This window comes from Xanthomonas sp. 3058 (genome assembly GCF_014199765.1).
In the GTDB taxonomy this organism is placed as follows: domain Bacteria; phylum Pseudomonadota; class Gammaproteobacteria; order Xanthomonadales; family Xanthomonadaceae; genus Xanthomonas; species Xanthomonas campestris_B.
Genome location: NZ_JACHOF010000009.1, coordinates 97,347 through 120,376 on the forward strand (window position 1 = coordinate 97,347; position 23,030 = coordinate 120,376).

Sequence of the window (23,030 nt, forward strand, 5' to 3'; positions counted from 1 at the left end):
GTTGCTGCATTCTCGCCGACCGCGCCCTGCGCCGACCAGCTGCAGGGCAGCATGTTGCCGCACAGACAGCCGGCGTACGGTTGATGACGCCAGACCTTGCCGCTGCCTACGCCACTCGAACCGCATCGCACGCGCTACAGCCCCGTCTGCACCGCCGCTTCGGCCGCCTCGCTGGCCTGGCGCGCGGCCTCCAACCGCTGCGCATGGTCGCCAAGCTGGCGGCGCAGCAGCGCGTCCAGGGTGATCGGCCGTTCCCAGCGGTCGTAGCTGGCGACGATGGCATGCCGCAGCGCACGCATGTTCGCCACGTCCGGCGCCACCGCCAGGCGCGTGATCACGCCCTCCCAACCGTCGTGATGGTCGCGGCTGTAGGCGCGTACGCTGTCGCGGCACGACAACCGCACCACCTGCGCCCAGAAACAGGCGAAATAGAGATCCCCGGCATGCCAGCCGTGCACCTGCAACAGCGCCTGCACGTAGTCGCGCGGCGTACCGGAGTAGCGCGCCACTTCGTCGATGAAACTGTCCGGGTAACGCTGCGCGTAGCTGCCCATGTCGGCCAGATGCTGGTCCACCCAGGCATCGCCGGTGCCAGGAACCACCGCAGGGGCTGCATCCGTCGTTGCGGCGGATGCGGGTGTGGGCGCAGGCGAACCCTGCGCAGCCGCCCACGCCGGCAGCAGCAGCGCCATCAGCAATGGCAGGGATCGCACCAGGGAGGTCGGCAGTAAACGCATCTGCCGATGATGCCGCATGCCCGCGCCGGTGTCAGGCCGATTGCGGTTCGGGCGCTCCGGATGCATCGGGGTAGCGGTGGTCGGGCATTGCGAACGCGTGCGCAGCATCGGTGATGCCTGCCGTACGAGCATCGCCGCGGCTGACAGGGTGCAGCAGGCTTGATCCCGCTCTCAGCGCAAATCGTAGAACCCGATCTGATGCACTTCGCGGCAACCGGTCAGGTCGCAGGCACCGACATAGCCCGGTCCGATGTAACGCTGCCGTGCATCGCGATTGTGCGGGCTGCTGTAAGGGTCCGGGCCATACAGACCATTGCCGTAATAGATCTGCCCGTAGGGGCGGTTGCGCGATGCGCCCAGCCGCAGTCCCGCGCCATCCATCGGATATCCCCCGACGTAGCCGCCATATCCACCGTAGCGCTCGTGCGAATACCTGTCGGCAGAGAATGCGCTGGCGCTATGCCCGCTCGGACGGCTCTGCAAGGTCGCAATGCTCTGGCCTTGTGCGTCCACATAGCCTTGCTCGGGGTCGAAGCGCACCTTTCGGACATACACCACGTCCCCACCCTCTCGTCGCGTACTCAGGCGGACATAGCCGCCGCCATCGTCGTAGTAGGGCTGACCATCGCGAAAGATCACTTCGCTCGGATTGACGACTTCTTCTTCGAGTTCGGCCGCCACCAGTGCTGGCGCACCGATCAGAGCCAGCAAGACGGCCAGGCTGGCACGGTACGTAGACGACAACATGCGCATTGGTGATCCCTCCAAGATCGGCCAGCCGCATGCGACCGACCTGAGACGTCCTGTTGCCGGGCACCGAGGTCCCCGCCGTTTTCATCTGCCATCCAGCTCGCGCGCTGGCCGCAGCATGCCTCAGCTTAGCGCGTGCTGCCGGGCCAATGCATCCAGGGCGTGCACCGCCGCCGGCCAACCGGCCGGGTCGGGCACCTCGCGCATGCGCGGTTCGTCGGCGGCCACGCCGTGCTCCTGCTCGTGTGCCCAGGTCACCGCGTACGGGGTGTAGATGCCCCAGCCACCGATCGCCAGCACCGGCTCCACGTCCGAACGCAGCGAATTGCCGATCATCACAAAGCGCTGCGCCGGCAGGTCGAACTCGCCCAGCACCCGCGCATAGGTGGCGGGATCTTTTTCGGACACTACCTCGACCCGTGGGAACAGATCTGCCAGCCCCGACTGTTCGATCTTCTGTTCCTGGTGGAACAGATCACCCTTGGTGATCAGCACCACCGCGTAGCTGGCGGCAATCGCGCCGACGGCCTCACGCACGCCGGCAATCACCTCGACCGGGTGCTGCAACGTGGCGCGGCCGATCTCGACGATGCGCTGGATATCGCGTGCCTCGATGCGGGCCTGCGTCAGTTCGATCGCGGTTTCGATCATCGACAACGTCATGCCCTTGGCGCCGTAGCCGAAGACCTTGAGATTGCGCCGCTCCACTGCCAGCAGATGCTGCTGCATGCGGCTGTCGCCCAGATCCAGGTAGCCGGCCAGGATCGCTTCGAAATCCGCTTCGGCGCTGCGGTAATAGTCCTCGCTCTTCCAGAGGGTATCGTCGCCGTCGAAGCCGACCAGTTGAATCGCCTGGCCGTCGCGCTGTGCAAAAGAGGTCATCGCGCAAGTTTAGAGCCTGTTCTCCCGTTTGCGGTGAGTCCAGGGCCGCCTGCTGACGAAGAGATGGCGACGGCACGCGACATCCGCGGCGCCGCTACGTCGGTGCGACCGCGTGGCACCCCTCGTCACCTGGAGCACCGCACGGCCGCAACGCACATGAGGATCCATCGCATGCTCCACCCGCATCGGAGACTGCAATCCTGCTGGAGGTTAGTCCCCGGCCGCGTCACCTGGACCGGGCTGATAGCTGGCGAATTCGTCGCGCGATAGCCGGCCATCGCCATTGCTGTCGAAGCCGGCAAAACTCTCGCGCAGGACGGGGTCGGCACCAGCTTCAGCCGCTGTCAGCAATCCATCGGCATCAGTATCCAGACTGCGAAACGTGCGTGGCACCAAGGTCCCGGCTTGCGGTGCGAGCGATGCCTCCGCACCGCCCTTGGCGCCGGATGGGCCCGCAGGGCTGGCGGGTAGCAACGGCGTGGCGGCGGGCGATGGCGGGTCGATCGGCAACGGCGACATCGTCGGCGTCCTGGTCCCCGCCGTGGCCGGGAGTGCAGGTTGCCGATTGGCCGGAGGCAACTCCGGCGGCGCGGAAAATGCCAACGGTGGGCTCCACAGGGCAACCAACAGGGCGATGCGCAAGTGCGACATGGGAACGAGGCCGGAACGGGATCGCATTACCGTAGCGTGCCGCACGTAAAGAAAACGGGAGCGACCCTGGCAGATCGCTCCCGCATGTCCATCCTTCTCAAACAACTGACTCAAACAACTGATTTTTTGAAGCAACTGATGTTAGAACCGACCGCAAGCCAACGATTGACTTGCGGACAAGTAGCCAGCGGCCGGCGGCACGTACTACACATATGCTTCTCGACTACGCTTCTACGACACAGACGCCGCTCGGTACTGGCGCGACACTCACATCTCCATCTGGTCAGGCATGCGTCTCACCTGACTGACGGATCGCATAACAGGTGATTGTGTGATGTGCAGTTACCTCCGTTGATGATGACGGGCTGGTGTGTTGCAGAACTGCGCTATAGGGTGTGATCGGATTGCTTAGTTGCCTTGCGAGCCGGTGGCGCCGGCACCGCCCTGCTGCTTGGCGACGAAGGCCTTGTACTCGTCCGGGGTCAGCTTGCCGTCGGTGTTGCCGTCGGCCTGGTCGAAGATCTGTGCGAGCCCGGCATTGACCTGCGCTTCCTGCTTGCTGATCGCGCCGTCGCTGTCGGTATCCACGCTCGCCCAGGTCTGACCACCGCCGGAACTTGCGCCACCGGACTGGGCCGAGGTGGCCGAGCTACCTGACTGCGCTGCGGCATCCTGTGAAGTGCTTTGTGCCATGGCCGGCAGCGCCAGAGCGGCGGCAAGAGCGGCGGTTGCGGCGAGCAGCGAGGTGCGGTTGCGATTGTTCATCTGGGTGGTCTCCTGTGCTTGGGAATGCGCGGTGTTGCCGTGCATGGAGCCACCTTACCCAACCCGAATGAACGCACAACCTGGCGCAATTTCCCGCGAAACGTCCTCTTAACCACACTGGCCGCGTTTGCGATTAGCCGGCTGTTAGGCCGCGGTGAGCCAAATCGAAACGCTTCATTCAATTGTCGAAATTATGCGAAATCTGCCGCGTTTTTTAACGCCTTATTACGCGTTTGGCGTGTCGTCGTCCCACGTCCCGGAACTGAACAATTTCCAACCCAGCACCACACCTGCGATCGCACCCATCACTTCCAGCACGACGCGCGATCCCAATTCATTGGGATCGTGGATCTTGGCCAGCGCCAACCGCGCATAGAGAGGCGACTCCAGCCGGACGATGCTGGTGTAGACGAGATTCCAGATGTCGTAACCGGCGCCGATGGCCACCGCGAGCAGGCAGGCGATGCCCAGCGTGTGACCGTGGGTGAACTGCAGCCGTCGGCCGATGTGTTCGACCGCAGCGAACATCACCACGCCAAGCACAAGCGCAATCAGGCCTGCTTCCAGCGAACCGAGCAGGCCAAAATGCAAAGACAAATTCATCGCGACGATCCAGGCAGCAGGTGCATCAGTCTAGCGGCTGCAGCCGATGGAGCGCGGCGCAAGGCGTCCAACAGCCCGCCCATGCGCATCGGCGATGATCGGCGTCATCGTCCAGCTGCACCACCACAGCCGATGATGGCAGCCCCCGCATTGCCTCGGGGCTACGGCGCCCGCCAGGTGATGCCGATCATCGGATGTGTTCGGCTTCGATGGCTGCACACGGCTGGGGAGGCACGCCAGGGCTGATGGCCTGGTCGAAAGACGCATCCCGGCACGGCCGGGCCATTCCAAAGAAAATGACCCGCTCACGGGTTCGACAGCCAACGTGCGCCCGCTCACGCATCGTCTTGCCCACGCGCGCTGACCTGCGCCTCGCCTTCCTCGTCCCACTGCACGCTCACCGAGATCGGCTTGCAGCACACCTGGCAATCTTCGATGTAATGCTGGTCGCCACCGGTCAGATCCAGCGTCAGCGTGATCCACTCCCCGCAGTACGGGCAGGCGATATCGACAAAGCGTTCCGGGTCGGACATGGCAATTCCTATGAGCGAGGGGAGATCACACCACGCCGCGCAGCCGAGGTGCGTCGACAAGCGCAGCGGCTAAGAGCGGCTAACACAACGACTTCGCGTCAGCCTACTGCAGGCAGACTATCTGCGGCTTGGCTGCAGGGTCCTTGCCCGCCCAGCGTCGCGGGACACGCTGCAAGTACGTCCCTGTAAGCGCTTACGCGGCATCCATGCCGCGTAAGGTCCCGCGACGCTGGACGAGCAAAAACCAGTCGAGATGGTCGGCATGCATGGGTTTAAACCAAGCAACCAGCGGAGTCTCTGGTGCGGTGTCCTCGCCGCTGGCGGGACCGTGTGGCGGCATGGATGCCGCCACCGAGCCTCCAGGGATGGATTCACGGCGTGTCCCGCCAGCGGTGAGGGCACCGCGCATTCGACCCACTCAGTGTTTGATCTGGACTTCTGACGGCATCCACCAAGATACGGCCGACAAAACCACTGCACTCACTGATAGGCGCTCGCTAGGTTGTGTTAGCTACTCTAAGTGTCAGCGGCTGTCGCGCCTGGCACCTGTCAGGTTTTCGGACTGCACCGACGTCGCCGCTTGCAATCAATCGACCGGCACATCGTACGCGGTCTCGGGGCTCGGCTCAGGACGGAGGGTGAAATGCCACCATTCCATCGGATAGTTGGCAAATCCTTCGGCCGCCATGGCGCGTACCAGTCGCTGACGGTGCATGCGCTGCGTCGCGCTGATATCGCGCGCATCGGTATGCGCCCGCGGATCGAAGAAATCGAAATCGGTTCCCATCTCAACTGCACGGCACGGGCCCTGCCGGCAATCCAGCAAGCCCAGATCCACCGTTGCGCCCCGGCTATGCCCGGAGGGCTCGGCAATGTAATCGCCCAGCAGCGCACGCTTGTCTACAGTCGGGTAATACCGCGCCTTGGTCGATTGCTCCTGCAAATCCGCAGCCCAGAGCACGAATGCCCGCACCGCTCGCACCGGCCGATAGCAATCGAACACCTGTAGCCGATATCCATCGCGCTGGAGGGTGTGCGCCACCCGCGCCAATGCCTCGGCCGCAGGACGCAACAGATAGCAGGTAGGCGCCGAATACCCTGGCACCACACGCCCGGTGAAGTTGTCGCTGCCTGCATAGCGCATCTCCGCGACGATCTCGGGCGCGAGCGTATGCACGTCGATCAGACCCGCTTGGCCAACGGTCTTGGCCGACGAGACGCGCACATCCGCTGCCGAGGCAACGCTCGGTACGAACGCGATCAACAGCAGCGCGGAACAGGCCATCGACCGCCAGCGACGAGACGCCATGTGCAACAACCTGACGTGCTTCATTGCGCTCCTGGACATACAGAACTAGAGAACCCAACGATACCCCAGCATCCGAACCGGATCGCCAGGCGCCGCAGCGGCCGCGATGCAATCACGAGCCGTCACCCTCAATCGATTCGGCAGTAGCAGGCGGACTCGCTGGCCTGGGCGATCCGGTCAACGCGTAAAGGATGCGCGCATCCTCGGCATCCAGCGTGTGCGCCTCATTGCCGCGATAGTGATGGTGAAACGCCCGCACTGTGGCGGCCGGGTTGTCGAGACTGTAGCCAAGCACGGCGAGCGCTTGCCAGGGATCGAAGCCCGGCGGGGCGGCAGCGGCATCGGCGGCAGGCCAGCGACCAAAGCCTGCATCGGCCAGACGCTTCCATGGGAACAACGGCCCCGGATCGGTCTTGCGCGTGGGCGCGACGTCCTCGTGGCCGACGATCTGCGTGCGTGGAATGCGCAGGCGGGTGCACAGGTCGTCCAGCAATACCAACAAGCTGTCGATCTGGGCAGGCGCGAATGGTTCGCTACCGTCGTTGTCCAGCTCGATGCCGATCGACGCGGAGTTGATGTCGGTGATGGTGCCCCAGCGGCCGGCACCACCGTGCCAGGCGCGCTCGTCGTCGCTGACCAATTGATACCGCTTGCCATCGCCTCCGATCAGATAATGCGCACTGACCTTGCCCCCACGATTGCGTCCGCGCAGCGTGCTCAGGCTTTGCTGCACCGAGTGCTGGTCGGTGAAGTGCAGCACGATCAGGATCGGGCGCCGCGCGTCGTAATTGGGCGACGGCACCCATTGGGCCAGCGGATTGCGCTGCGGCGCATGCGCGCAGGCAGCCAATGACAGCACGATCAAGCAAAGCGCGGCATGCCGCCAGAACGAGAACGGCAGCGTGGACAGGGGCGGCATCGAAATCTCCTGGCGAAACGACAACGGGCATCTGCCATGCCGTTGCCTTGATGGACATTGCATGCGACCAACCCATTATCTGCCCAGTTGGCCACGTTGGGGGCACAGAAGCCGCATTGCCCGACAGGTCAGCGGACACGTTGCGGACGGTGGCATATCCTGAGCCGGCGTCTTGTCCGATCCGATGCTCGATTGCCGCAAGGTTGCTCCACGTACGAACGCGGCTGCACCGCATCACGCGCGGCTCGCGGGCGTCGCTCGGCCGATGACAGCTGGCACTACACCGGCACGGCTGTTGAGCGTGCACCGCCGCGTCGGCACCATTGCAGCATCGTCCGACCGGACAATTGGCACGCCCGGCAGCGGCATGCGTACACTGCAAGCCATCTGCCCTCACCGTGCATCGCGAATGCGCTTGCAGCATTCGCGCAGCGTTGCGCCCGTCATCCGTTGCCGCATGTCGCCTTCAAGAGCCTTCTCCATGCCACTGTCGCGCTACTTGCCGACGTTACTGCTGGCCATCGCGCTGCCCTGCCTGGCAAGCTCGGCAACCGGTGCCACAGGCGTGCAGCAAACCGTGCCGTTTGCCATCAGCGATGCGCAGCTGACCGCCGATTACTGGATCCAGCGCAGTCGCACCGCGCAAATCCCGCGCATGGATGCCGCGCAGATTGCCAGCTTCAATACGCGCCTGCTGCGCGACGATGCATCCATGCACGATCTGGCGCAGTTGCCGCAGGTGGTATCCGCCGTCGAAGTGCGCGCACGCATCGAGGCGTTGTCGGCCACACCGACGCAGGTGTTGTACGACACCAATGGGCACCGCATCGATACAGCGCATCTGGCGGCCTTGCGCGCATCCCTGGCGCTGGACGCGCTTGCCGCGCAGGTGGCACCGCGCTTCGCGCTGGTGCTAAGACGCGCCGCACTGCGCACCTTCCCCACCAGCCAACGCGTGTTCACTACCACCGACGACCACGATATCGACCGCTTCCAGGAATCGGCGCTGTCTGCCGGCACGCCGGTGGCAGTGCTGCACGACAGTGCCGATGGTGCCTGGCGATTCGTGCTCGCCACCAACTACGCGGCGTGGATTGCGGCCGATCAGATCGCCGAAGGCGATCGCGCCGAGGTGCTGGACTACGCAAGGCGCAGTCCACGCCTGACGGTCACCGGTGCCCGCGTGGAAACCGCCTATACGCCAGAACTGCTGCCTGTGTCTGCGGTGAAGTTCGACATGGGCGCCAGCGTGCCGATCCTCGGTGACTGGCCTGCGCACCAGCCGGTCAATGGTCAGTTGCCGCTCGCTGCCCATGTGGTGCAGTTGCCGCTGCGCAATCCCGACGGTCGCCTGCAGTTGGTGCCGGCGTTGATTCCGCGCAGCGCCGACGTGCATGTGGGTGCACTACCGGCAACAGATGCGGTACTACTGCGTCAGGCCTTCAAGTTCCTCGGCGAACGCTATGGTTGGGGCAACGATTACGACGCGCGCGACTGCAGTGGCTTTGTGCTGGATGTCTATCGCAGCCTGGGCATCGTGCTGCCGCGCAATACCGGCGATCAGGCCCGCAGCCCAGCACTGCGTCAGGTGCCGTTCGATGCGCGTGCACCATTGCCCAAGCGCCTGCAGCAACTCGCGCAGCTACAGGTCGGCGACCTGATCTACATCCCCGGCCACGTGATGCTGGTGATCGGCCATGAACGCGGTGCACCGTGGGTGATCCATGATGTGGCCGGCGCCAACTATCGCGCTGCCGACGGCAGCATGCAGCGCGCGCGCTTGAACGGAGTCTCGGTCACGCCACTGTTGCCGCTGCTCGGCACCGACGGCACGCCGTTTAGCGACCGGATCACCCGCATCCAACGCATCGCAGCGCGTGATACCCCATGAAGATCGCGGACATCCCGCGCTGAATGCGCCCGTGCACTCGCCCGTCCTCGGGCAACGCGACCTTACTTGTGCTGGCGTGCACGTCGAACGGATGCCATCGGGTCTCGACCACGCGCCTGGTGCGCATCCGGCACAGCCGTCGACGGCTGACCGGCTGAGCATCGCTGCAACCATCCGGGCGACCAGGTGGCGCATGCGACATGCCGCGGCATTGCTGAGTACAGTAGCCGCAAGAGGGTGTGGGTGAGAGGCCCCGGCAGCGCACCACACGCCCACCGGACACCACTGACCTGACGCCGCCTCGTCCTGCTTGACCATCCCCCGGAGCCCGCATGCGCCTTGCCACCTTGTTTCGATCCGTCGCGCTGTTGGCATTGGCAAGCGGTAGCGTGTGCGTGACTGCCGGGCCAATCGATGCGTTGCATCAGGCCCGTGCGCTGATCGTGGTCACCACGGCGGATTGGGACAGTACCCAGGCGCGCCTGCAGACATTTAGGCGGGTGGATGGCCGGTGGCAACCGGCGGCACCGGCATTTGCCGTTGCGCTGGGCCGGAACGGCAGTGCCTGGGGCGAGGGCCTGCATCCTGCACAGGCGCAGGGACCGCAAAAACGCGAAGGCGACGGCCGCAGCCCGGCCGGTGTGTTCGCGATCGGCCCGGCCTTCGGATATGCGCCAAGCATCGACAGCGCGATGCCGTATCAAGCCATGACGGCGACCAACTACTGCATGGATGTACCGACCTCGCCGCTGTACAACCGCATCGTCGATACCGCAGAGGTAGGCCAGGCGGCAGTGGCCGGCTCGACCGAGCCGATGCGGCTGGACCTGCAAGATCCGGGCGATGCGCGTTACAGCCAGGGCTTTGTGATCGCGCACAACCCCAGCGCGATTCCCGGACGCGGCAGCTGCATCTTCGCGCACCTATGGCGTACGCCAGGGCAGGTCACCGCCGGCTGCACCGCGATGGCGCCTGCCGACATGCGCCGCGTGCTGGCCTGGTTGACGCCCGACGACATGCCGCTGTTCGTGCTGTTGCCGCGTGCCGAATACGCACGCGTGCAAGCAGCCTGGCGGTTGCCCATGTTGAAAGAGGCGGCACGATGAGCACACCTGCGTCCGCACCCGATTCGACCGGCATGGTGCGCGTGGTCAGCCGCTGGCAGATCGTGGGATTGTCGATCAACGATGTGATCGGCAGCGGCATCTATCTGCTGCCTGCGGCCACCGCCGCACTGCTGGGGCCGATGAGCCTGTGGGCGGTGATGCTGGCGGGCCTGGCGGTGGCGTTGCTGGTGCTCTGCTACGCGCAGGCGGCGAGCTATTTCGACACGCCGGGCGGCAGCTATCTGTACACGCGCGAAGCCTTCGGCCCGTTCGTCGGCTTTCAGATCGGCTGGATGATCTGGCTCACCCGCATCAGTTCGGCCGCCGCGCTGAGCAATGGCCTGGCCGATGCAGTGGCACGGTTCTGGCCGACGGTCGCCACCGAGCATTGGGCACGCCTGCTGGTGGTGGTTGGTTCGTTGGGCTTGCTCACCGCCATCAACGTGATCGGGGTGAAGTCGGCCGCACGTACCGGCATTGCGCTGGTGATCGGCAAGCTGGTGCCGTTGCTGCTGTTCGTGGCGATCGGCCTGTTCTACGTGGACTGGTCGTGGGCATTCGCCGGCACCGCGCCGGATGTGCGCGATCTTGGCAATCTCGGCGAAGCGGCCTTGTTGCTGCTGTTTGCCTACGCCGGCTTCGAGAACATTCCCGCTGCGGCAGGCGAGTACCGCAATCCGCGTCGTGATGTGCCGTTCGCGCTGATCACCATGATCGTCACCGTGACCCTGATCTACGCAGCGGTGCAGGTCGTCGCGCAGGGGACGCTGCCCAATCTTGCCGCCTCGCCCACGCCGCTGGCCGATGCCGCAAGCCGCTTCGGTGGCGAAGCGCTGGCGCTGATCCTCACCGTGGGCGCCACCATCTCCATCCTCGGCACGACCAGCAACACGGTCATGCTGGGCCCCCGCTTCCTGTTTGCGCTGGCACAGGATGGCTACGGCCCGGCGTTCCTGGCACGCGTGCATCCGCGCTTCCACACGCCTGCGGCGGCCGTGCTCACCCAGGGCGTGCTGTCGCTGGTACTCGCGCTGTCCGGGTCGTTCACGCAGCTGGCCTTGCTGTCGATGGTCACGCGCTTGTTTGCGTATATCGGCACCGCAGCTGCGGTGATCGTGCTAGCGCGCCGCTACCGGCAACGCACCGACACCTTGCGCCTGCCCGGTGGGCCGGCGATTCCCATCGCGGCGTTGCTGCTGTCGTTGGGGCTGCTTGCCAGCGCAAGCTGGCAGAACCTGGCAGCCGCCGGGGTCGCGTTGCTGGTGGGTTGGGTGTTTTATCTGTTCCCGCGCAAATCCGCCTAGCGGTTTCGCAGCGCGCTCGCGCCAATCTCACGCACGTCTAACCAGGCGCGCCCAACGCTGCAGTTCTCATCTGCATGGGAGCTTGCAATGAAACTGCGCCATGTCTACAGCACCGCCGATCTCGACAGTGCACAACGCGTTGTGCACGCCGCACGAACCGCAGGCATCGACAACGATGGGTTGTCGCTGATTGCCCGCTCGGATATCGAGCTCGAACGCATACCCGACGAACGCAAGGACGCCACCACCGATTTCCTGCCCGCCGCCGCACGCGGCGCAGCCACTGGCGGCGCGGCTGGACTGGTCGCAGGATTGGTCGCAATTGCCGTGCCTCCGATCGGCCTGACCGTGGCCGGCGTGGGCGTGATGGCGGTGGCTGGCGCCCTGGTCGGTAGCTGGACGTCGGCGTTGGTGGGAGCCACCGTGCCCGATCCGATCCGGCGTCAGTTCGAAGAAGAGATCGAGGCCGGGCGGGTCCTGGTGATCGTCGATGCGGACGAGGCGGAACTACGCAGTGTCGAACCCACGCTCATCGCCGCAGGGGCGAAACACCTGCCTTACGAAGTAGCATCTGCGGCGACCTGACAGCCAACGGTTGTGCGCAACGATCAACGTGCCGACATGTCGCTGCAGCAGAGCGCAATCACAAAGGAATTGCTCAAGACATGCGCGTTGATGCCCCCATCACTTCACTTGTCAACGGAGTTAACATCGGCGGTTCTACCGTAGGTCGTACATTCACCACGGAGACGCGCATGAACGCACCGTATCAGATTCCCGGACGTGCCCCGGACGAGAACAGAAGCCAGAATGTGTCCAGCTATTGGCGCGAACGCTTTACCGAAGAGCCTTATTGTGCAGAAGGCGACCGCTACGAAGACTACGAAGCGGCCTATCTGGCCGGTCACGAAGCGCGTATCCGCGACGTTGCACGCGCCTACGATCAGGTCGAAGCCGAGTTGCACCGCGATTGGGAAGCCAACCGTGGCTCATCGTCACTGAGTTGGAGCAAGGCGCGTCATGCAGTCCGTCGTGCCTGGGAAAACGCCACCGACTTTGTGACCGGCGATGCTTCCAGTTCCGACGCTACGAAACGCCACCGCTAAGGTGGCGTTTTTCATGCGGTGGCCGCAGCTATCGGCTGATGATGGTGGCGGACTAGAAGAGGTTCCTGCGCTAACACCGGTGACATCACACAGCTGTATCGCATCGTCACCAAACCGGCACTGCGCGCTGCGATTGCATGATGCAATCGCTTCGCCAGGCATCGTGATGCCGCCCATGCGCAGCGCCGGCGCGTGGCCTGCTGACCAGCCGGAGCGCGCAGAACGCGGAAGATGCCGCTACTGCCGAGTGGCATTGCCGCAGTGCCATCTACCTGGTCGCGCACATGTTCTTCAACGACCTCAATGCCAATCTGCACAACTACGGAGTGAACGCGGGTCTTGCTCGTCGCGCAGCTTCGCCTGCATTCCCGCTGCGATCAGGTACCCGCCGCCAACGGCAACACCGTTCCACCGGCTGGTGGAGCAATGTCGTTGAAGTCCGCTGCAAGTAGACTGCTTTGCATGTTTAGTGGAACCACGATGTGAGACGCCGGCCACCCGCAGAAAGTGAATTGGTACAGGGGCGCGCTCGACGGCGTGGTGTAACGTGAAAAACCCGACGCGGGATACGTTGCGGGAAGGCTGCAGCGTAACCACGATCTATCCACTGGAGGACCTCATGTCTGCCCGCCATCTGCTTGCTCTGGCCTGCTCGGCCACCCTGTTCGCCGCCAACCTCGCGGGTGCAGCTCCCGCTGCCACCGCTGCAGCTTCCATCCCAAAGGCGCAATGGCCGTTTCAGGCCACCACCGTTGCCGACTTCGACCAACCCTGGGCGATGACGTTCCTGCCCGACGGCACGCTGCTGGTGAGCGAAAAACGCGGGGCATTGATGCGCCTGGATCCCGCAACCAAGCGCAAGAGCGCCATCACCGGCATTCCGGCCGTGGCTTACGGCGGCCAGGGCGGCTTCGGCGATGTGCTGACGCATCCGCGCTTTACCCAGAACGGCCTGGTCTATGTGAGTTATGCCGAGCCGGGCCAGGGCGATACCCGTGGTGCAGCGGTTGCGCGCGCCAAGCTCACCCTGGATGCGACTGGCGGCGGCACCTTGTCGGATCTGAAGGTGATCTGGCGCCAGGACCCCAAGGTCAGCGGCAATGGTCACTTCGGCCATCGCCTCGCGTTTGGGCCGGATGGCAAGCTGTGGATCAGTTCCAGCGAGCGCCAGAAGTTCGATCCCGCCCAGGACATGAAGGCCAATCTCGGCAAGCTGATCCGGTTGAACGACGACGGCAGCGTACCGGCCGACAACCCGTTCGCCTCTCAGGGCGGCGTGGCCGCGCAGGTGTGGTCGCTGGGCCATCGCAATATTCTCGGCATCGCCTTCGATGGCAAAGGCCGTTTGTGGGAACACGAAATGGGCCCGGCCGGTGGCGATGAGCTCAACCTGATCCAGCGCGGCGCCAACTACGGCTACCCGATCGTCTCCAATGGCGATCACTACGACGGCAAACCGATCCCCGATCACGATACCCGCCCGGAATTTGCTGCGCCCAAGATCAGTTGGACCCCGGTGATTTCGCCAGCCGGCTTTGTGATCTACAACGGCAAGCAGTTCCCGGCATGGCGCGGGAATGGCTTCATCGGCGGGCTGTCGTCGATGGCCCTTGTGCAGGTTTCACTCGGCGATCAACCACGCGAAGTGGCCCGCTACGACATGGGCGCACGCATCCGTGAAGTGGAACAGGGCCCTGACGGCGCGTTGTGGTTGCTGGAGGACGAAGACAACGGCAGCACCGGGCGTCTGCTCAAACTGACGCCCAAGAGCAAGGCGGCGATCGAGAACGAGGCCTGACGCCCAAGCCCCTGGGTCAGCAACATCGTGCCACCGCCACACGTTCGCTACGTGCTGGCGGTGGTTGCGTCACCACTGCGATGCCCAAGCTCCTGGATGCACGAGGCCCGCTGCGCTGACAACGGCCACGCGAGCCAGCATCAGCCGTTTCAGCCTTGCAACAACTCGAACGTCACTGCCTCGCCACTCTTGGCCGATGCGCACACCCACACATCGAACACACCGGGCTCGGCGCCGAACACGCCCTTGGGGTTGGTGAATGCCAGCGCATCGCGCGCCAGCGTGAACACCACATCCCGACTTTCGCCCGGCTGCAGCAGCACCTTGCGAAAGCCCTTGAGCTCGCGCACCGGGCGCACCCGGCTGGCCACCCGATCGTGCACGTACAGCTGCACCACTTCCTCGCCGGCAACGCTGCCGGTATTGGTCACACGCGTGGTGATGCTCAAGGTCTGATCCCAACCCAGTTGCGCGCTGCTCAACTGCGGCTGCGCATAGGCAAAGGTGGTGTAGCTCAAACCGTGGCCGAACGGATACAGCGGCTCGTTGGGCATCTCGCGCCAGCGCGCCTTGTACTCGGACAGCGTCGGCAATTCCGGGCGGCCGGTGCGCAGATGGTTGTAGAAATACGGCTGCTGCCCGGTCACCTGCGGAAAGCTGATCGGCAGACGCGCCGACGGGTTGTAGTCGCCGAACAGCACATCGGCCACACCGGTACCGGTCTGCGTGCCCAGGTACCAGGTCACCGCAATCGCCTCGGCATCGCGTACCGCACCGTGCAACGCCAGCGCGCGCCCGTTACGCAACAACACGACGATCGGCGTGCCGGTGGCGGCGACGGCTTCGGCCAGCGCCTGCTGCGCCGGCGGCAACACGATCTCGGTGCGCGACTGCGCCTCGCCACTGAACCGCTGCGGCTCGCCCAGCGCCAGCACCACCACATCGGCGGCCTGCGCCGCATCGATCGCAGCAGAGATGCCGCCTGGCAGCGGGTCTTCCAGCCCGCAGCCGGGCACCACGTGGATGTTGTCGCTGTCGACCACCGCACGCACGCCCTGCTCCAGGGTCACATAGCGCTCCTTGTCGCCGAACAGCGTCCAGCAACCTTCGATGTTCTCGCGGTCCTGCACGAACGGCCCGATCAGCGCGATGCGCTGCCCGCTTTTCTTCAGCGGCAACACGTCGCCGTCGTTCTTCAGCAGCACGATCGAACGCCGCGCGGCATCGCGCGATAACGCATCGTGCGCGGGCAGATGCGCGGTGTCCGCTTCGCGTGCCGGGTCCAGCGAGCGATACGGATTGTCGAACAACCCGATGGCGTCCTTCAGCTGCAACATGCGGCGCACGCTGGCATCCAGCGTGGCCATCGGCACCTCGCCGCTTTCCACCAGCGATGGCAGATGCGCAGCATAGAAGCCGCTCTGCATGCTCAGGTCCAGGCCGGCCAGGAACGCTTTTTTGGTCGCATCGCGCTCATCGGCGGCGTAGCCGTGTGCGATCAGCTCCATGTCGGCGGTGTAATCGGAAATCACCACGCCGGGAAACTGCCATTCGCCGCGCAGGATTTCGGTCAGCAGCTCGTGGTTGGCGCTGGCCGGCACGCCGTTGATGTCGTTGAACGAGGACATCACGGTCAGCGCACCGGCATCGAAGGCGGCCTTGAACGGCGGCAGATGCACATCGCGCAGGGTTTGCGGCGCGATATCCACGGTGTTGTATTCCATGCCGGCGGCCACCGCGCCATAGGCGGCAAAGTGCTTGGGCGTGGCCAGCAGGCAATCGTCGGCGGTCAAATCGGCGCCCTGGAAGCCGCGCACGCGGGCGGCAGCAAAGACCGCGCCCAGCAGCACGTCTTCGCCGGCACCTTCGGCGCCACGTCCCCAGCGCTGGTCGCGCGCGATGTCCACCGCAGGCGCGTAGGTCCAGTGCAGACCGGCGGCGGTCGCCTCGATCGCAGTGGCGCGCGCGGTGCGCTCGGCCAGCTCCGGCTCGAAACTGGCCGCCTCGCCCAGCGGAATCGGGAACACCGTACGCATGCCGTGGATCACGTCGGCGGCCAGGATCACCGGGATGCCCAGGCGGCTCTCTTCCACTGCCACCTTCTGGATCTGCACGCCAAGCGCCGCGCCGACGCCATTGAACAACGAGCCGACCAGCCCCTGCCGGACCTGCTGCAACACCTCGTCGGCGTTGAGCACGTTGGCCTCGGGATTCACGTCCGGCGCGAACGGCCGCACCATGTCGGCGAACACACCCAACTGTCCGACCTTCTCTTCGACGGTCATTTGGGCAATCAGGGTTTCGATGCGATCAGCAGCCATGAGATCCTTGAGAAAACGTTTACATGGCCGTCAATTCTAGCCTGACGCGGCCACGAGGGTGCAAGTTTCGGGATTTGCAATGCGGGATTCGGGGTTTGTAGAGTCCGGTTGAACCGTGCGCTGGCGCTCTGGATCGGCGGCACGGTGAGGGATCCGTGGTCCGACGCCACCTGGGTCTCTCCGGGACTCGGCCATGGTCGACCCTCGCCGACCGCTGCAGCGGCCGGTGGCCGTCAGCGGGCCCGCTCACGCTCGATGATCACCCCCACCGCCTGCGCGCCGCGCACCGCACCGGGCTTGCTCAGCTTCAGCCGCAGCCAGTGCACGCCGAACTCGTCCAGCACGATCGCCGCGCAGCGCTCGGCCAGGGTCTCGACCAGACCGAAATCCGATGCCTGCACGAATTCGATCAACCGCTTGCTCACCGCCTTGTAGTTCAAGGTATCGGCGATGTCGTCACTGGCAGCCGGAATGCGGTTGTCGAAGCCCATTTCCAGATCGAACCGCAAGGTCTGGCGGATCCGCCGCTCCCAGTCGTAGATGCCGATGAGCGCATCGATGTCGAGACCTTCAATAAAGACTTTGTCCATGGGGAATAGGGAGTCGGGAATAGGGAATGGTGAAGAGCACAAGCAACGGCGGCAGCGCGAACGGAATCGGAATAGCGCTCTTACGATTCCCGATTCCCGATTCCCGAATCCCGCGCCGCCGCCAACGGCGGCAGCGCAGCCATATCCCAACGCGGCGTCACATGCACCGCCGCATCGGCGCGCTCGCCGGCTTCCAGCCGTAGCGCGCCGGCGAAGGCGATCATGGCGCCGTTGTCGGTGCACAAGGCCGGGCGCGGGAAGCACACCCGGCCGCCGCGTCGCTGGGCCGCTTCCTGCAGGCGCGCGCGCAAGCGTCTGTTCGCCCCCACGCCGCCGGCCACCACCAGGGTGGTGCAGTCGGCCGCATCCAGCGCGCGCAGGCATTTGATCGCCAGCGTCTCCACCACCGCGTCCTCGAAGCCGCGCGCGATGTCCGCGCGCGTGGCATCGGACTGGTCGCTGGCCCGCCAGGCCAGCAGCACCTGGGTCTTGAGCCCGCTGAAACTGAAATCCAGGCCCGGCCGGTCGGTCATCGGCCGGGCGAACTTGTAGCGCCCCGGCGTGCCGGTTTCGGCCAGCGCCGCCAGCTGCGGCCCGCCCGGATACGGCAGGCCCATCATCTTGGCGGTCTTGTCGAAGGCCTCGCCGGCCGCATCGTCCAGGGTTTCGCCCAGCACCTCATAACGACCCAGCGCCTGCACCGACACCAATTGGGTATGCCCGCCGGACACCAGCAACGCCACGAACGGCGGCTGCGGCGGATCGTCTTCCATCAATGGCGCCAGCAGATGGCCTTCCATGTGATGCACGCCGATCGCCGGCACGTCCAGCGCCCAGGCCAGCGAACGCGCCACGCCGGCACCTACAAGGAGTGCGCCGACCAGGCCGGGACCGGCGGTGTAGGCCACGCCATCGAGCTCGTCGATGCGCAGCCCGGCCTCGCCCAGGGTCTGGCGGATCAACGGCAGCAGCTTGCGCACATGGTCGCGGCTGGCCAGCTCCGGCACCACGCCGCCGTATTCGGCATGCAGCGCGATCTGGCTGTAGACCGCATGGGCGCGCAGCGCCGGCACGCCGGATAGCGCGGTGTCGTAGACCGCCACACCAGTCTCATCGCACGATGATTCGATCCCAAGGACTTTCACGGCAGCTCGGCAGACAGATACATGCGGCGCATTTTCGCAGCTTTTGTGCTGCGCAGATCGGCTGGCGGCGATCTGCTGCGCCGCCGCGTCCGGCAGCCCGCTTCCGGCGTGAGCGCACGCTTTGACAGGCCTGCCGGTGCAATTGCCACCGGGGGCTTGCAGGCCGTTTGTAAGTCGTTATAATGCGCGGCTCGCCGGGGCAACCCGGAAATTCCGTCACGCGAGTCCGCTCGCACCCGCCCGGGGCTCCCGGACGGAAATCCCATTATCTGGAGAACCCATGCCCAGCGTTAAAGTCCGCGAGAACGAGCCCTTCGAATTTGCGCTCCGCCGTTTCAAGCGCACCTGCGAAAAGGCCGGCGTGCTGGCCGAAACCCGCAAGCGCGAGTTCTACGAAAAGCCGACCCAGGAGCGTAAGCGCAAGGCTGCCGCTGCCGTGAAGCGTCAGTTGCGTCGTTCTTCGCGCGACGTCACCAAGCGCCAGCGCTTGTACTGATCGAACGCGGTTCCTTGCCGCTGGGCATGCGCTGAAGGCGCGACCCGGCGGGATCGAACCCAAGAGCCGGCACGCGCGAGCGTCGCCGGCTTTTTGTATTGGTTTCCATGTTGCCTCTGCACCGCAATGCGCAGGCACACAGGCGCTGGTGCCGCGCTTGCGCGCTCTGCAGGCCATCCCGCCTCGGCGTGTCTGTGCAGGCGTGACGCGCTCGGCGCGCGCATCGGCACACCCTCAATACGCACTCAGGAGTTATCCCATGCCCCTCAAGCAACAACTCACCGATGACATGAAAGCGGCCATGAAGTCCGGCGACAAGCACAGCCTGGGCGTGATCCGGCTGATCAATGCCGCGATCAAGCAGAAGGAAGTGGACGAGCGCATCGAGATGGACGACGCCGCGGTGATCGCCGTGCTCGACAAGATGGTCAAGCAGCGCAAGGACTCGGTCACCCAGTTCGAAGCCGCCGCACGCGAGGACCTGGCGCAGGTCGAGCGCGAGGAGATCGTGGTGATCGAGCGTTATCTGCCGGCCAAGATGGGCGAAGCCGAGATCGTCGCCGCCATCCAGGCGGCAATCGCACAAACCGGCGCCAGCGGCCCGGCCGATATCGGCAAGCTGATGGGCGCGCTCAAGCCCAAGCTGGCAGGCCAGGCCGACATGGGCCTGGTGTCGACCCTGGTCAAGCAACACCTGGCGGGCTGAGTTCCCCCACTGCCCTGCCCTGCGCCACGTGGCCAGGGCAGTGTTCGGGGGCGCCGCAAAGGCGGCCAGCGCTCTGTTGCCATCATTGCCAGAGAACATGCAGCCATCGCCCGTATCGATGCTCTCGGTGGCGTTGCAGCGCGCACCGCGTGCACGCCGATCTCACGATCGCCGCGTCGCGAGGTTGTGATCGCTCCAGGATCGCGTGCGGCAGGTGAAACGCGCCACAGCTGATCGCTGCTGTGAAGGCATCACCGGGCACGTGGCGCAGCGCGCAGACGCCGCTCCCGGTTGCCGGTTGCAACTGGTTCGCTATTTCGATCAATGCCGACGGCAGCCATTGCGTGCATCGGGACCCAGGCAGTCCATGTCGGCCAACGCTGACCTGCGCGCCCGTTGCCGCAACTGCTCCAGCCCACACGCATCATCCATTGCCCGCTTTCACCAGACCTTCGATCGCGCCCTGCTAGAACGACTGCGCCAGCGCAGGCGTGGGCGAAGCACTCCGCATACCGGCTTCGTCCAACGACACCTGCGCACAGACACGGTATGCCCAAGGATTCCCCGCCGGTGACGAAGCTCTCGACCGAACACCTGCAGAAGCACATGCGCCGCCTGCAACGCAGCCTGCCGATGGCGCTGCTGAACCGCTTTCTCGAAATCGATGTCATGACGCAGGCGGCATCGCTGTCGTTCTATGCCTTGCTCTCGCTGGCACCGTTATTGGTGCTGCTGCTGTGGCTGACCGCATCGCTGTATCCGCCTGCGCAGGAAGCGTTGGTGCACCAGATCGCGCAGCTGGCCGGCGGTAGCGCTGCCGAAGTCGCCGATACCGTGATCCGCAACGCCACCGATCAACCGGGTGTCGGGTCGCTGGCCGGACTGTGGAGCACGCTGCTGCTGTTCATCGGCGCCACTGCGGTATTCGCGCAGTTGCAGAACGCGCTGAACCTGATCTTCCGCACCGACAAGCAGCGCCTGGAAGGCGTGATGGCATGGCTGAAAAAGCGCGTGTTCTCGTTCGGCGTGATCCTTGCGCTGGGCTTTTTGCTGATCGTCTCGATGATCGCCACCACCGCGCTGCAAGTGGTGTTCGCGCGGCTGCCGTCGGTGCTGCCTGCGGTCGGCTATGTCACCACCCTGGCGCTGTATTCGCTGGCCTTCGCGTTTCTGTATCGCTACCTGCCCGATCGCACCGTGAACTGGAAGCAGGCCTTCGTGGGCGGCGTCATTACCGCATTGTTGTTCGCCCTGGGCCGCTACGGCATCGGCCTGTACATTGCCGAGGCAGCGCCTGGCAGCGCGTATGGCTCGATGGGCACGCTGGTGATCCTGCTGGTGTGGATGTACTACGCTTCGGTGGTGTTCTTCGTCGGCGCCCTGCTGACTGCGGTGATCGACGAACGCGTGCGCTCGCAGCGCAAGTTGCGCGAGGCGGGCGTGGATACGGACAACCTGCCCCCGGTTGCGGCCGAACCAGACCCCGCGCTGCAACCGCAGGAAGCACCGCCACGCAGTTGATTGCGTGCGGCGCGCCCTGCGCGACGCATCCTCACGCGGTACGTAAACGCGGCTGAGGGCCATCGCTCATTGACACCGGCGAGCGCCGGCCGCTGGGCTATCCTAGCGGGATGGCCCGCATCCCCGACGCATTCATCGACGAACTGCTCGCACGCACCGACATCGTCGAGGTGGTGGGCGGCCGCGTGCCGCTCAAGCGTCAGGGCAAGGAATATTCGGCGCGCTGCCCGTTCCACGACGAGCGCTCGGCCTCGTTCACGGTGTCGCCGACCAAGCAGTTCTATCACTGCTTCGGCTGCGGCGCGCACGGCACCGCGATCAGCTTCCTGATGAACTACGACCGCCTCGAATTTCTCGATGCGGTCGATGAGCTGGCCAAGCGCGCCGGCATGGAAATCCCGCGCGAGACTCAGCAGCGCACCCCGCAGCAGCAGGACGACAGCCGCGAACTGTATTCGGCATTGGAAGCAGCCACCAAGTTCTTCCAGCGCCAGCTCGAGGGCAGCGAACGCGCCCGCGACTATCTGGACGGACGCGGCGTGGACGCCGACAACCGCGCGCGCTTCCAGATCGGCTACGCGCCCGATGGCTACAGCGCGCTGAAGGACACCCTGGGCACCGATGCGCGGCGCATGAGCGTGCTCGAACGCGCCGGGCTGTTTTCCAAGAACGATCGCGGCCACGTCTACGACAAGTTCCGCGACCGGGTGATGTTCCCGATCTTCGACCGCCGTGGTCGCGTGATCGCCTTCGGCGGACGCATCATGGGCGCGCCGGCCGATGGCCGCGACCCGGGCCCGAAGTACCTCAATTCGCCGGAAACCGCGCTATTCCACAAGGGCCGCGAGTTGTACGGCCTGTGGCAGGTACGCCAGGCCAACCAGAAGATCGAGCGGCTGATCGTGGTCGAGGGCTACATGGACGTGGTCTCGCTGTTCCAGTTCGGCGTCACCCAGGCGGTGGCCACGCTGGGCACCGCCACCACACCCGAACATGCCGAGCTGCTGTTCCGCAACGCACCGGATGTCTACTTCTGTTTCGACGGCGACAATGCCGGCCGCAAGGCCGGCTGGCGTGCGCTGGAATCGGTGTTGCCGCGCATGAAGGACGGCCGCCAGGCGTTTTTCCTGTTCCTGCCCGATGGCGAAGACCCCGACACCATCGTACGCAAGGAAGGCGCACAGGCCTTCGATCAACGCCTGAAACAGGCCACGCCGCTGTCGCAGTTCTTCTTCGACGAGATGTCGCGCGAGATCAACCTGCACACGCTCGACGGCAAGGCGCGTCTGGCCGAACGTGCCAAGCCGATGCTGGCGCAGATTCCAGAAGGCGCGTTCGGCGATCTGATGAGGCAGGAACTGTCGCGCCTGACCGGCGTGGGCGCGTCCACCTCGCCACAGGCGGCCACGCCACAAGGGCGGCCACCGGCCCGCATGGCCGCACCGGCGCAAAAACGCAGCCTGGTTCGCGCGTCCATCGCGATCCTGCTGCAACAACCATCGCTGGCGATGAGCCTGGAGGGCCAGCACAATTTCGCAGGCCTGCGCCTGCCCGGCATCGACCTGTTGATGGAACTGCTGGCATTGGTCCGGCAACGGCCGGAAATCAGCACCGGCGCGCTGCTGGAGCATTTCGCAGAGCGCGAGGAACAGGCCGCCCTGCAGAAGCTGGCCGCACACGCGCTGCCGGGCGACGAACACAGCTGGGCGATGGAGCTGCACGACGCCATGGCCCAGCTGGACCGGCAGCTGCTGCAGCAGCGCCTGGAAGAACTGCAGACCAAGCAGCGCGCGCAAGGACTCGACGAGACCGACAAATACGAACTGCGCGAACTGCTGCGCCTGCGTCCGGGCGCGCGCTGAACACCCAGCGCGCGTTGTCAGACCACCGGTTGCCG

General features: G+C 65.2%; 22 protein-coding genes. 10 read left to right on the top strand and 12 right to left on the bottom strand.

What is annotated here, in order from left to right:
• Positions 1 to 134 precede the first annotated feature (134 nt).
• The 9 genes from GGR61_RS13195 to GGR61_RS13235 all read right to left on the bottom strand — a co-directional run bounded on the left by GGR61_RS13195 (position 135) and on the right by GGR61_RS13235 (position 7,149).
• The gene (locus tag GGR61_RS13195) at positions 135 to 755 is read right to left on the bottom strand and encodes a hypothetical protein (protein ID WP_184621929.1); all 621 of its coding nucleotides are present in this window, start codon (positions 753 to 755) and stop codon (positions 135 to 137) included.
• Positions 756 to 908: 153 nt separating this feature from the next.
• The gene (locus tag GGR61_RS13200; RefSeq protein ID WP_184621883.1) at positions 909 to 1,490 is read right to left on the bottom strand and encodes a hypothetical protein; all 582 of its coding nucleotides are present in this window, start codon (positions 1,488 to 1,490) and stop codon (positions 909 to 911) included.
• Positions 1,491 to 1,610: 120 nt separating this feature from the next.
• A complete protein-coding gene (locus tag GGR61_RS13205) occupies positions 1,611 to 2,369 on the bottom strand; it encodes an HAD family hydrolase (RefSeq protein ID WP_184408025.1) in 759 nt (252 codons plus the stop codon).
• A gap of 210 nt (positions 2,370 to 2,579) precedes the next feature.
• A complete protein-coding gene (locus GGR61_RS13210; protein ID WP_184408061.1) occupies positions 2,580 to 2,987 on the bottom strand; it encodes an EF-hand domain-containing protein in 408 nt (135 codons plus the stop codon).
• Positions 2,988 to 3,428: 441 nt separating this feature from the next.
• Complete coding sequence (locus GGR61_RS13215) at positions 3,429 to 3,785, bottom strand: EF-hand domain-containing protein (protein ID WP_184408026.1); 357 nt, start codon at positions 3,783 to 3,785, stop codon at positions 3,429 to 3,431.
• 225 nt (positions 3,786 to 4,010) lie between these two features.
• Positions 4,011 to 4,388: a hypothetical protein gene (locus GGR61_RS13220; protein ID WP_184621885.1), complete on the bottom strand. Its 378-nt coding sequence runs from the start codon at positions 4,386 to 4,388 to the stop codon at positions 4,011 to 4,013.
• Positions 4,389 to 4,723: 335 nt separating this feature from the next.
• The gene (locus GGR61_RS13225; protein ID WP_006449379.1) at positions 4,724 to 4,921 is read right to left on the bottom strand and encodes a CPXCG motif-containing cysteine-rich protein; all 198 of its coding nucleotides are present in this window, start codon (positions 4,919 to 4,921) and stop codon (positions 4,724 to 4,726) included.
• Positions 4,922 to 5,507: 586 nt separating this feature from the next.
• Positions 5,508 to 6,206: a M15 family metallopeptidase gene (locus GGR61_RS13230; RefSeq protein WP_260287816.1), complete on the bottom strand. Its 699-nt coding sequence runs from the start codon at positions 6,204 to 6,206 to the stop codon at positions 5,508 to 5,510.
• A gap of 136 nt (positions 6,207 to 6,342) precedes the next feature.
• Positions 6,343 to 7,149, bottom strand: coding sequence for an N-acetylmuramoyl-L-alanine amidase (locus GGR61_RS13235; protein WP_184408029.1), 807 nt, complete (start codon positions 7,147 to 7,149; stop codon positions 6,343 to 6,345).
• A gap of 481 nt (positions 7,150 to 7,630) precedes the next feature.
• On the opposite strand from GGR61_RS13235, the gene GGR61_RS13240 reads away from it, so the two are divergent.
• The 6 genes from GGR61_RS13240 (at position 7,631) to GGR61_RS13265 (ending at position 14,354) form a co-directional block, all read left to right on the top strand.
• The gene (locus GGR61_RS13240) at positions 7,631 to 9,040 is read left to right on the top strand and encodes an SH3 domain-containing protein (RefSeq protein ID WP_184621889.1); all 1,410 of its coding nucleotides are present in this window, start codon (positions 7,631 to 7,633) and stop codon (positions 9,038 to 9,040) included.
• Positions 9,041 to 9,372: 332 nt separating this feature from the next.
• On the top strand, positions 9,373 to 10,146 hold the full coding sequence (locus GGR61_RS13245) for a L,D-transpeptidase family protein (RefSeq protein WP_184621891.1): 774 nt from the start codon (positions 9,373 to 9,375) through the stop codon (positions 10,144 to 10,146).
• Positions 10,143 to 11,450, top strand: a complete 1,308-nt coding sequence (locus GGR61_RS13250; RefSeq protein WP_184621893.1) for an APC family permease — start codon at positions 10,143 to 10,145, stop codon at positions 11,448 to 11,450. Before GGR61_RS13245 ends, GGR61_RS13250 begins: the two co-directional genes overlap by 4 nt.
• An 87-nt stretch (positions 11,451 to 11,537) precedes the next feature.
• Positions 11,538 to 12,035, top strand: coding sequence for a hypothetical protein (locus GGR61_RS13255; RefSeq protein ID WP_184621895.1), 498 nt, complete (start codon positions 11,538 to 11,540; stop codon positions 12,033 to 12,035).
• Positions 12,036 to 12,205: 170 nt separating this feature from the next.
• Complete coding sequence (locus GGR61_RS13260) at positions 12,206 to 12,556, top strand: hypothetical protein (protein WP_184621897.1); 351 nt, start codon at positions 12,206 to 12,208, stop codon at positions 12,554 to 12,556.
• Between the two features lie 619 nt (positions 12,557 to 13,175).
• The gene (locus GGR61_RS13265) at positions 13,176 to 14,354 is read left to right on the top strand and encodes a PQQ-dependent sugar dehydrogenase (protein ID WP_184621899.1); all 1,179 of its coding nucleotides are present in this window, start codon (positions 13,176 to 13,178) and stop codon (positions 14,352 to 14,354) included.
• Positions 14,355 to 14,503: 149 nt separating this feature from the next.
• Here the strand turns inward: GGR61_RS13265 and GGR61_RS13270 are convergent, their stop codons facing one another.
• The 3 genes from GGR61_RS13270 to tsaD form a co-directional block, all read right to left on the bottom strand.
• Entirely contained in the window at positions 14,504 to 16,675 is a 2,172-nt protein-coding gene (locus GGR61_RS13270) for a glycoside hydrolase family 3 N-terminal domain-containing protein (protein WP_184408036.1), read from the bottom strand.
• Positions 16,676 to 16,908: 233 nt separating this feature from the next.
• On the bottom strand, positions 16,909 to 17,265 hold the full coding sequence (folB, locus tag GGR61_RS13275) for a dihydroneopterin aldolase (protein WP_184621901.1): 357 nt from the start codon (positions 17,263 to 17,265) through the stop codon (positions 16,909 to 16,911).
• An 80-nt stretch (positions 17,266 to 17,345) separates the two neighbouring features.
• Positions 17,346 to 18,410 (bottom strand): tRNA (adenosine(37)-N6)-threonylcarbamoyltransferase complex transferase subunit TsaD, encoded by a 1,065-nt coding sequence (gene tsaD, locus GGR61_RS13280; protein ID WP_184621903.1) that lies wholly within the window; start codon positions 18,408 to 18,410, stop codon positions 17,346 to 17,348.
• A 280-nt stretch (positions 18,411 to 18,690) separates the two neighbouring features.
• Here tsaD and rpsU point away from each other — a divergent pair, with 280 nt between their 5' ends.
• The 4 genes from rpsU to dnaG all read left to right on the top strand — a co-directional run bounded on the left by rpsU (position 18,691) and on the right by dnaG (position 22,995).
• A complete protein-coding gene (gene rpsU / locus GGR61_RS13285) occupies positions 18,691 to 18,906 on the top strand; it encodes a 30S ribosomal protein S21 (RefSeq protein ID WP_002808376.1) in 216 nt (71 codons plus the stop codon).
• A 259-nt stretch (positions 18,907 to 19,165) separates the two neighbouring features.
• The gene (locus GGR61_RS13290) at positions 19,166 to 19,612 is read left to right on the top strand and encodes a GatB/YqeY domain-containing protein (protein WP_184621905.1); all 447 of its coding nucleotides are present in this window, start codon (positions 19,166 to 19,168) and stop codon (positions 19,610 to 19,612) included.
• 570 nt (positions 19,613 to 20,182) lie between these two features.
• The gene (locus GGR61_RS13295) at positions 20,183 to 21,133 is read left to right on the top strand and encodes a YihY/virulence factor BrkB family protein (RefSeq protein WP_326520254.1); all 951 of its coding nucleotides are present in this window, start codon (positions 20,183 to 20,185) and stop codon (positions 21,131 to 21,133) included.
• A 110-nt stretch (positions 21,134 to 21,243) separates the two neighbouring features.
• Positions 21,244 to 22,995 carry a DNA primase gene (dnaG, locus tag GGR61_RS13300; protein ID WP_184408041.1) on the top strand — a complete coding sequence of 584 codons (1,752 nt, stop codon included), beginning with the start codon at positions 21,244 to 21,246 and terminating at the stop codon, positions 22,993 to 22,995.
• The last annotated feature ends 35 nt before the right edge of the window (positions 22,996 to 23,030 follow it).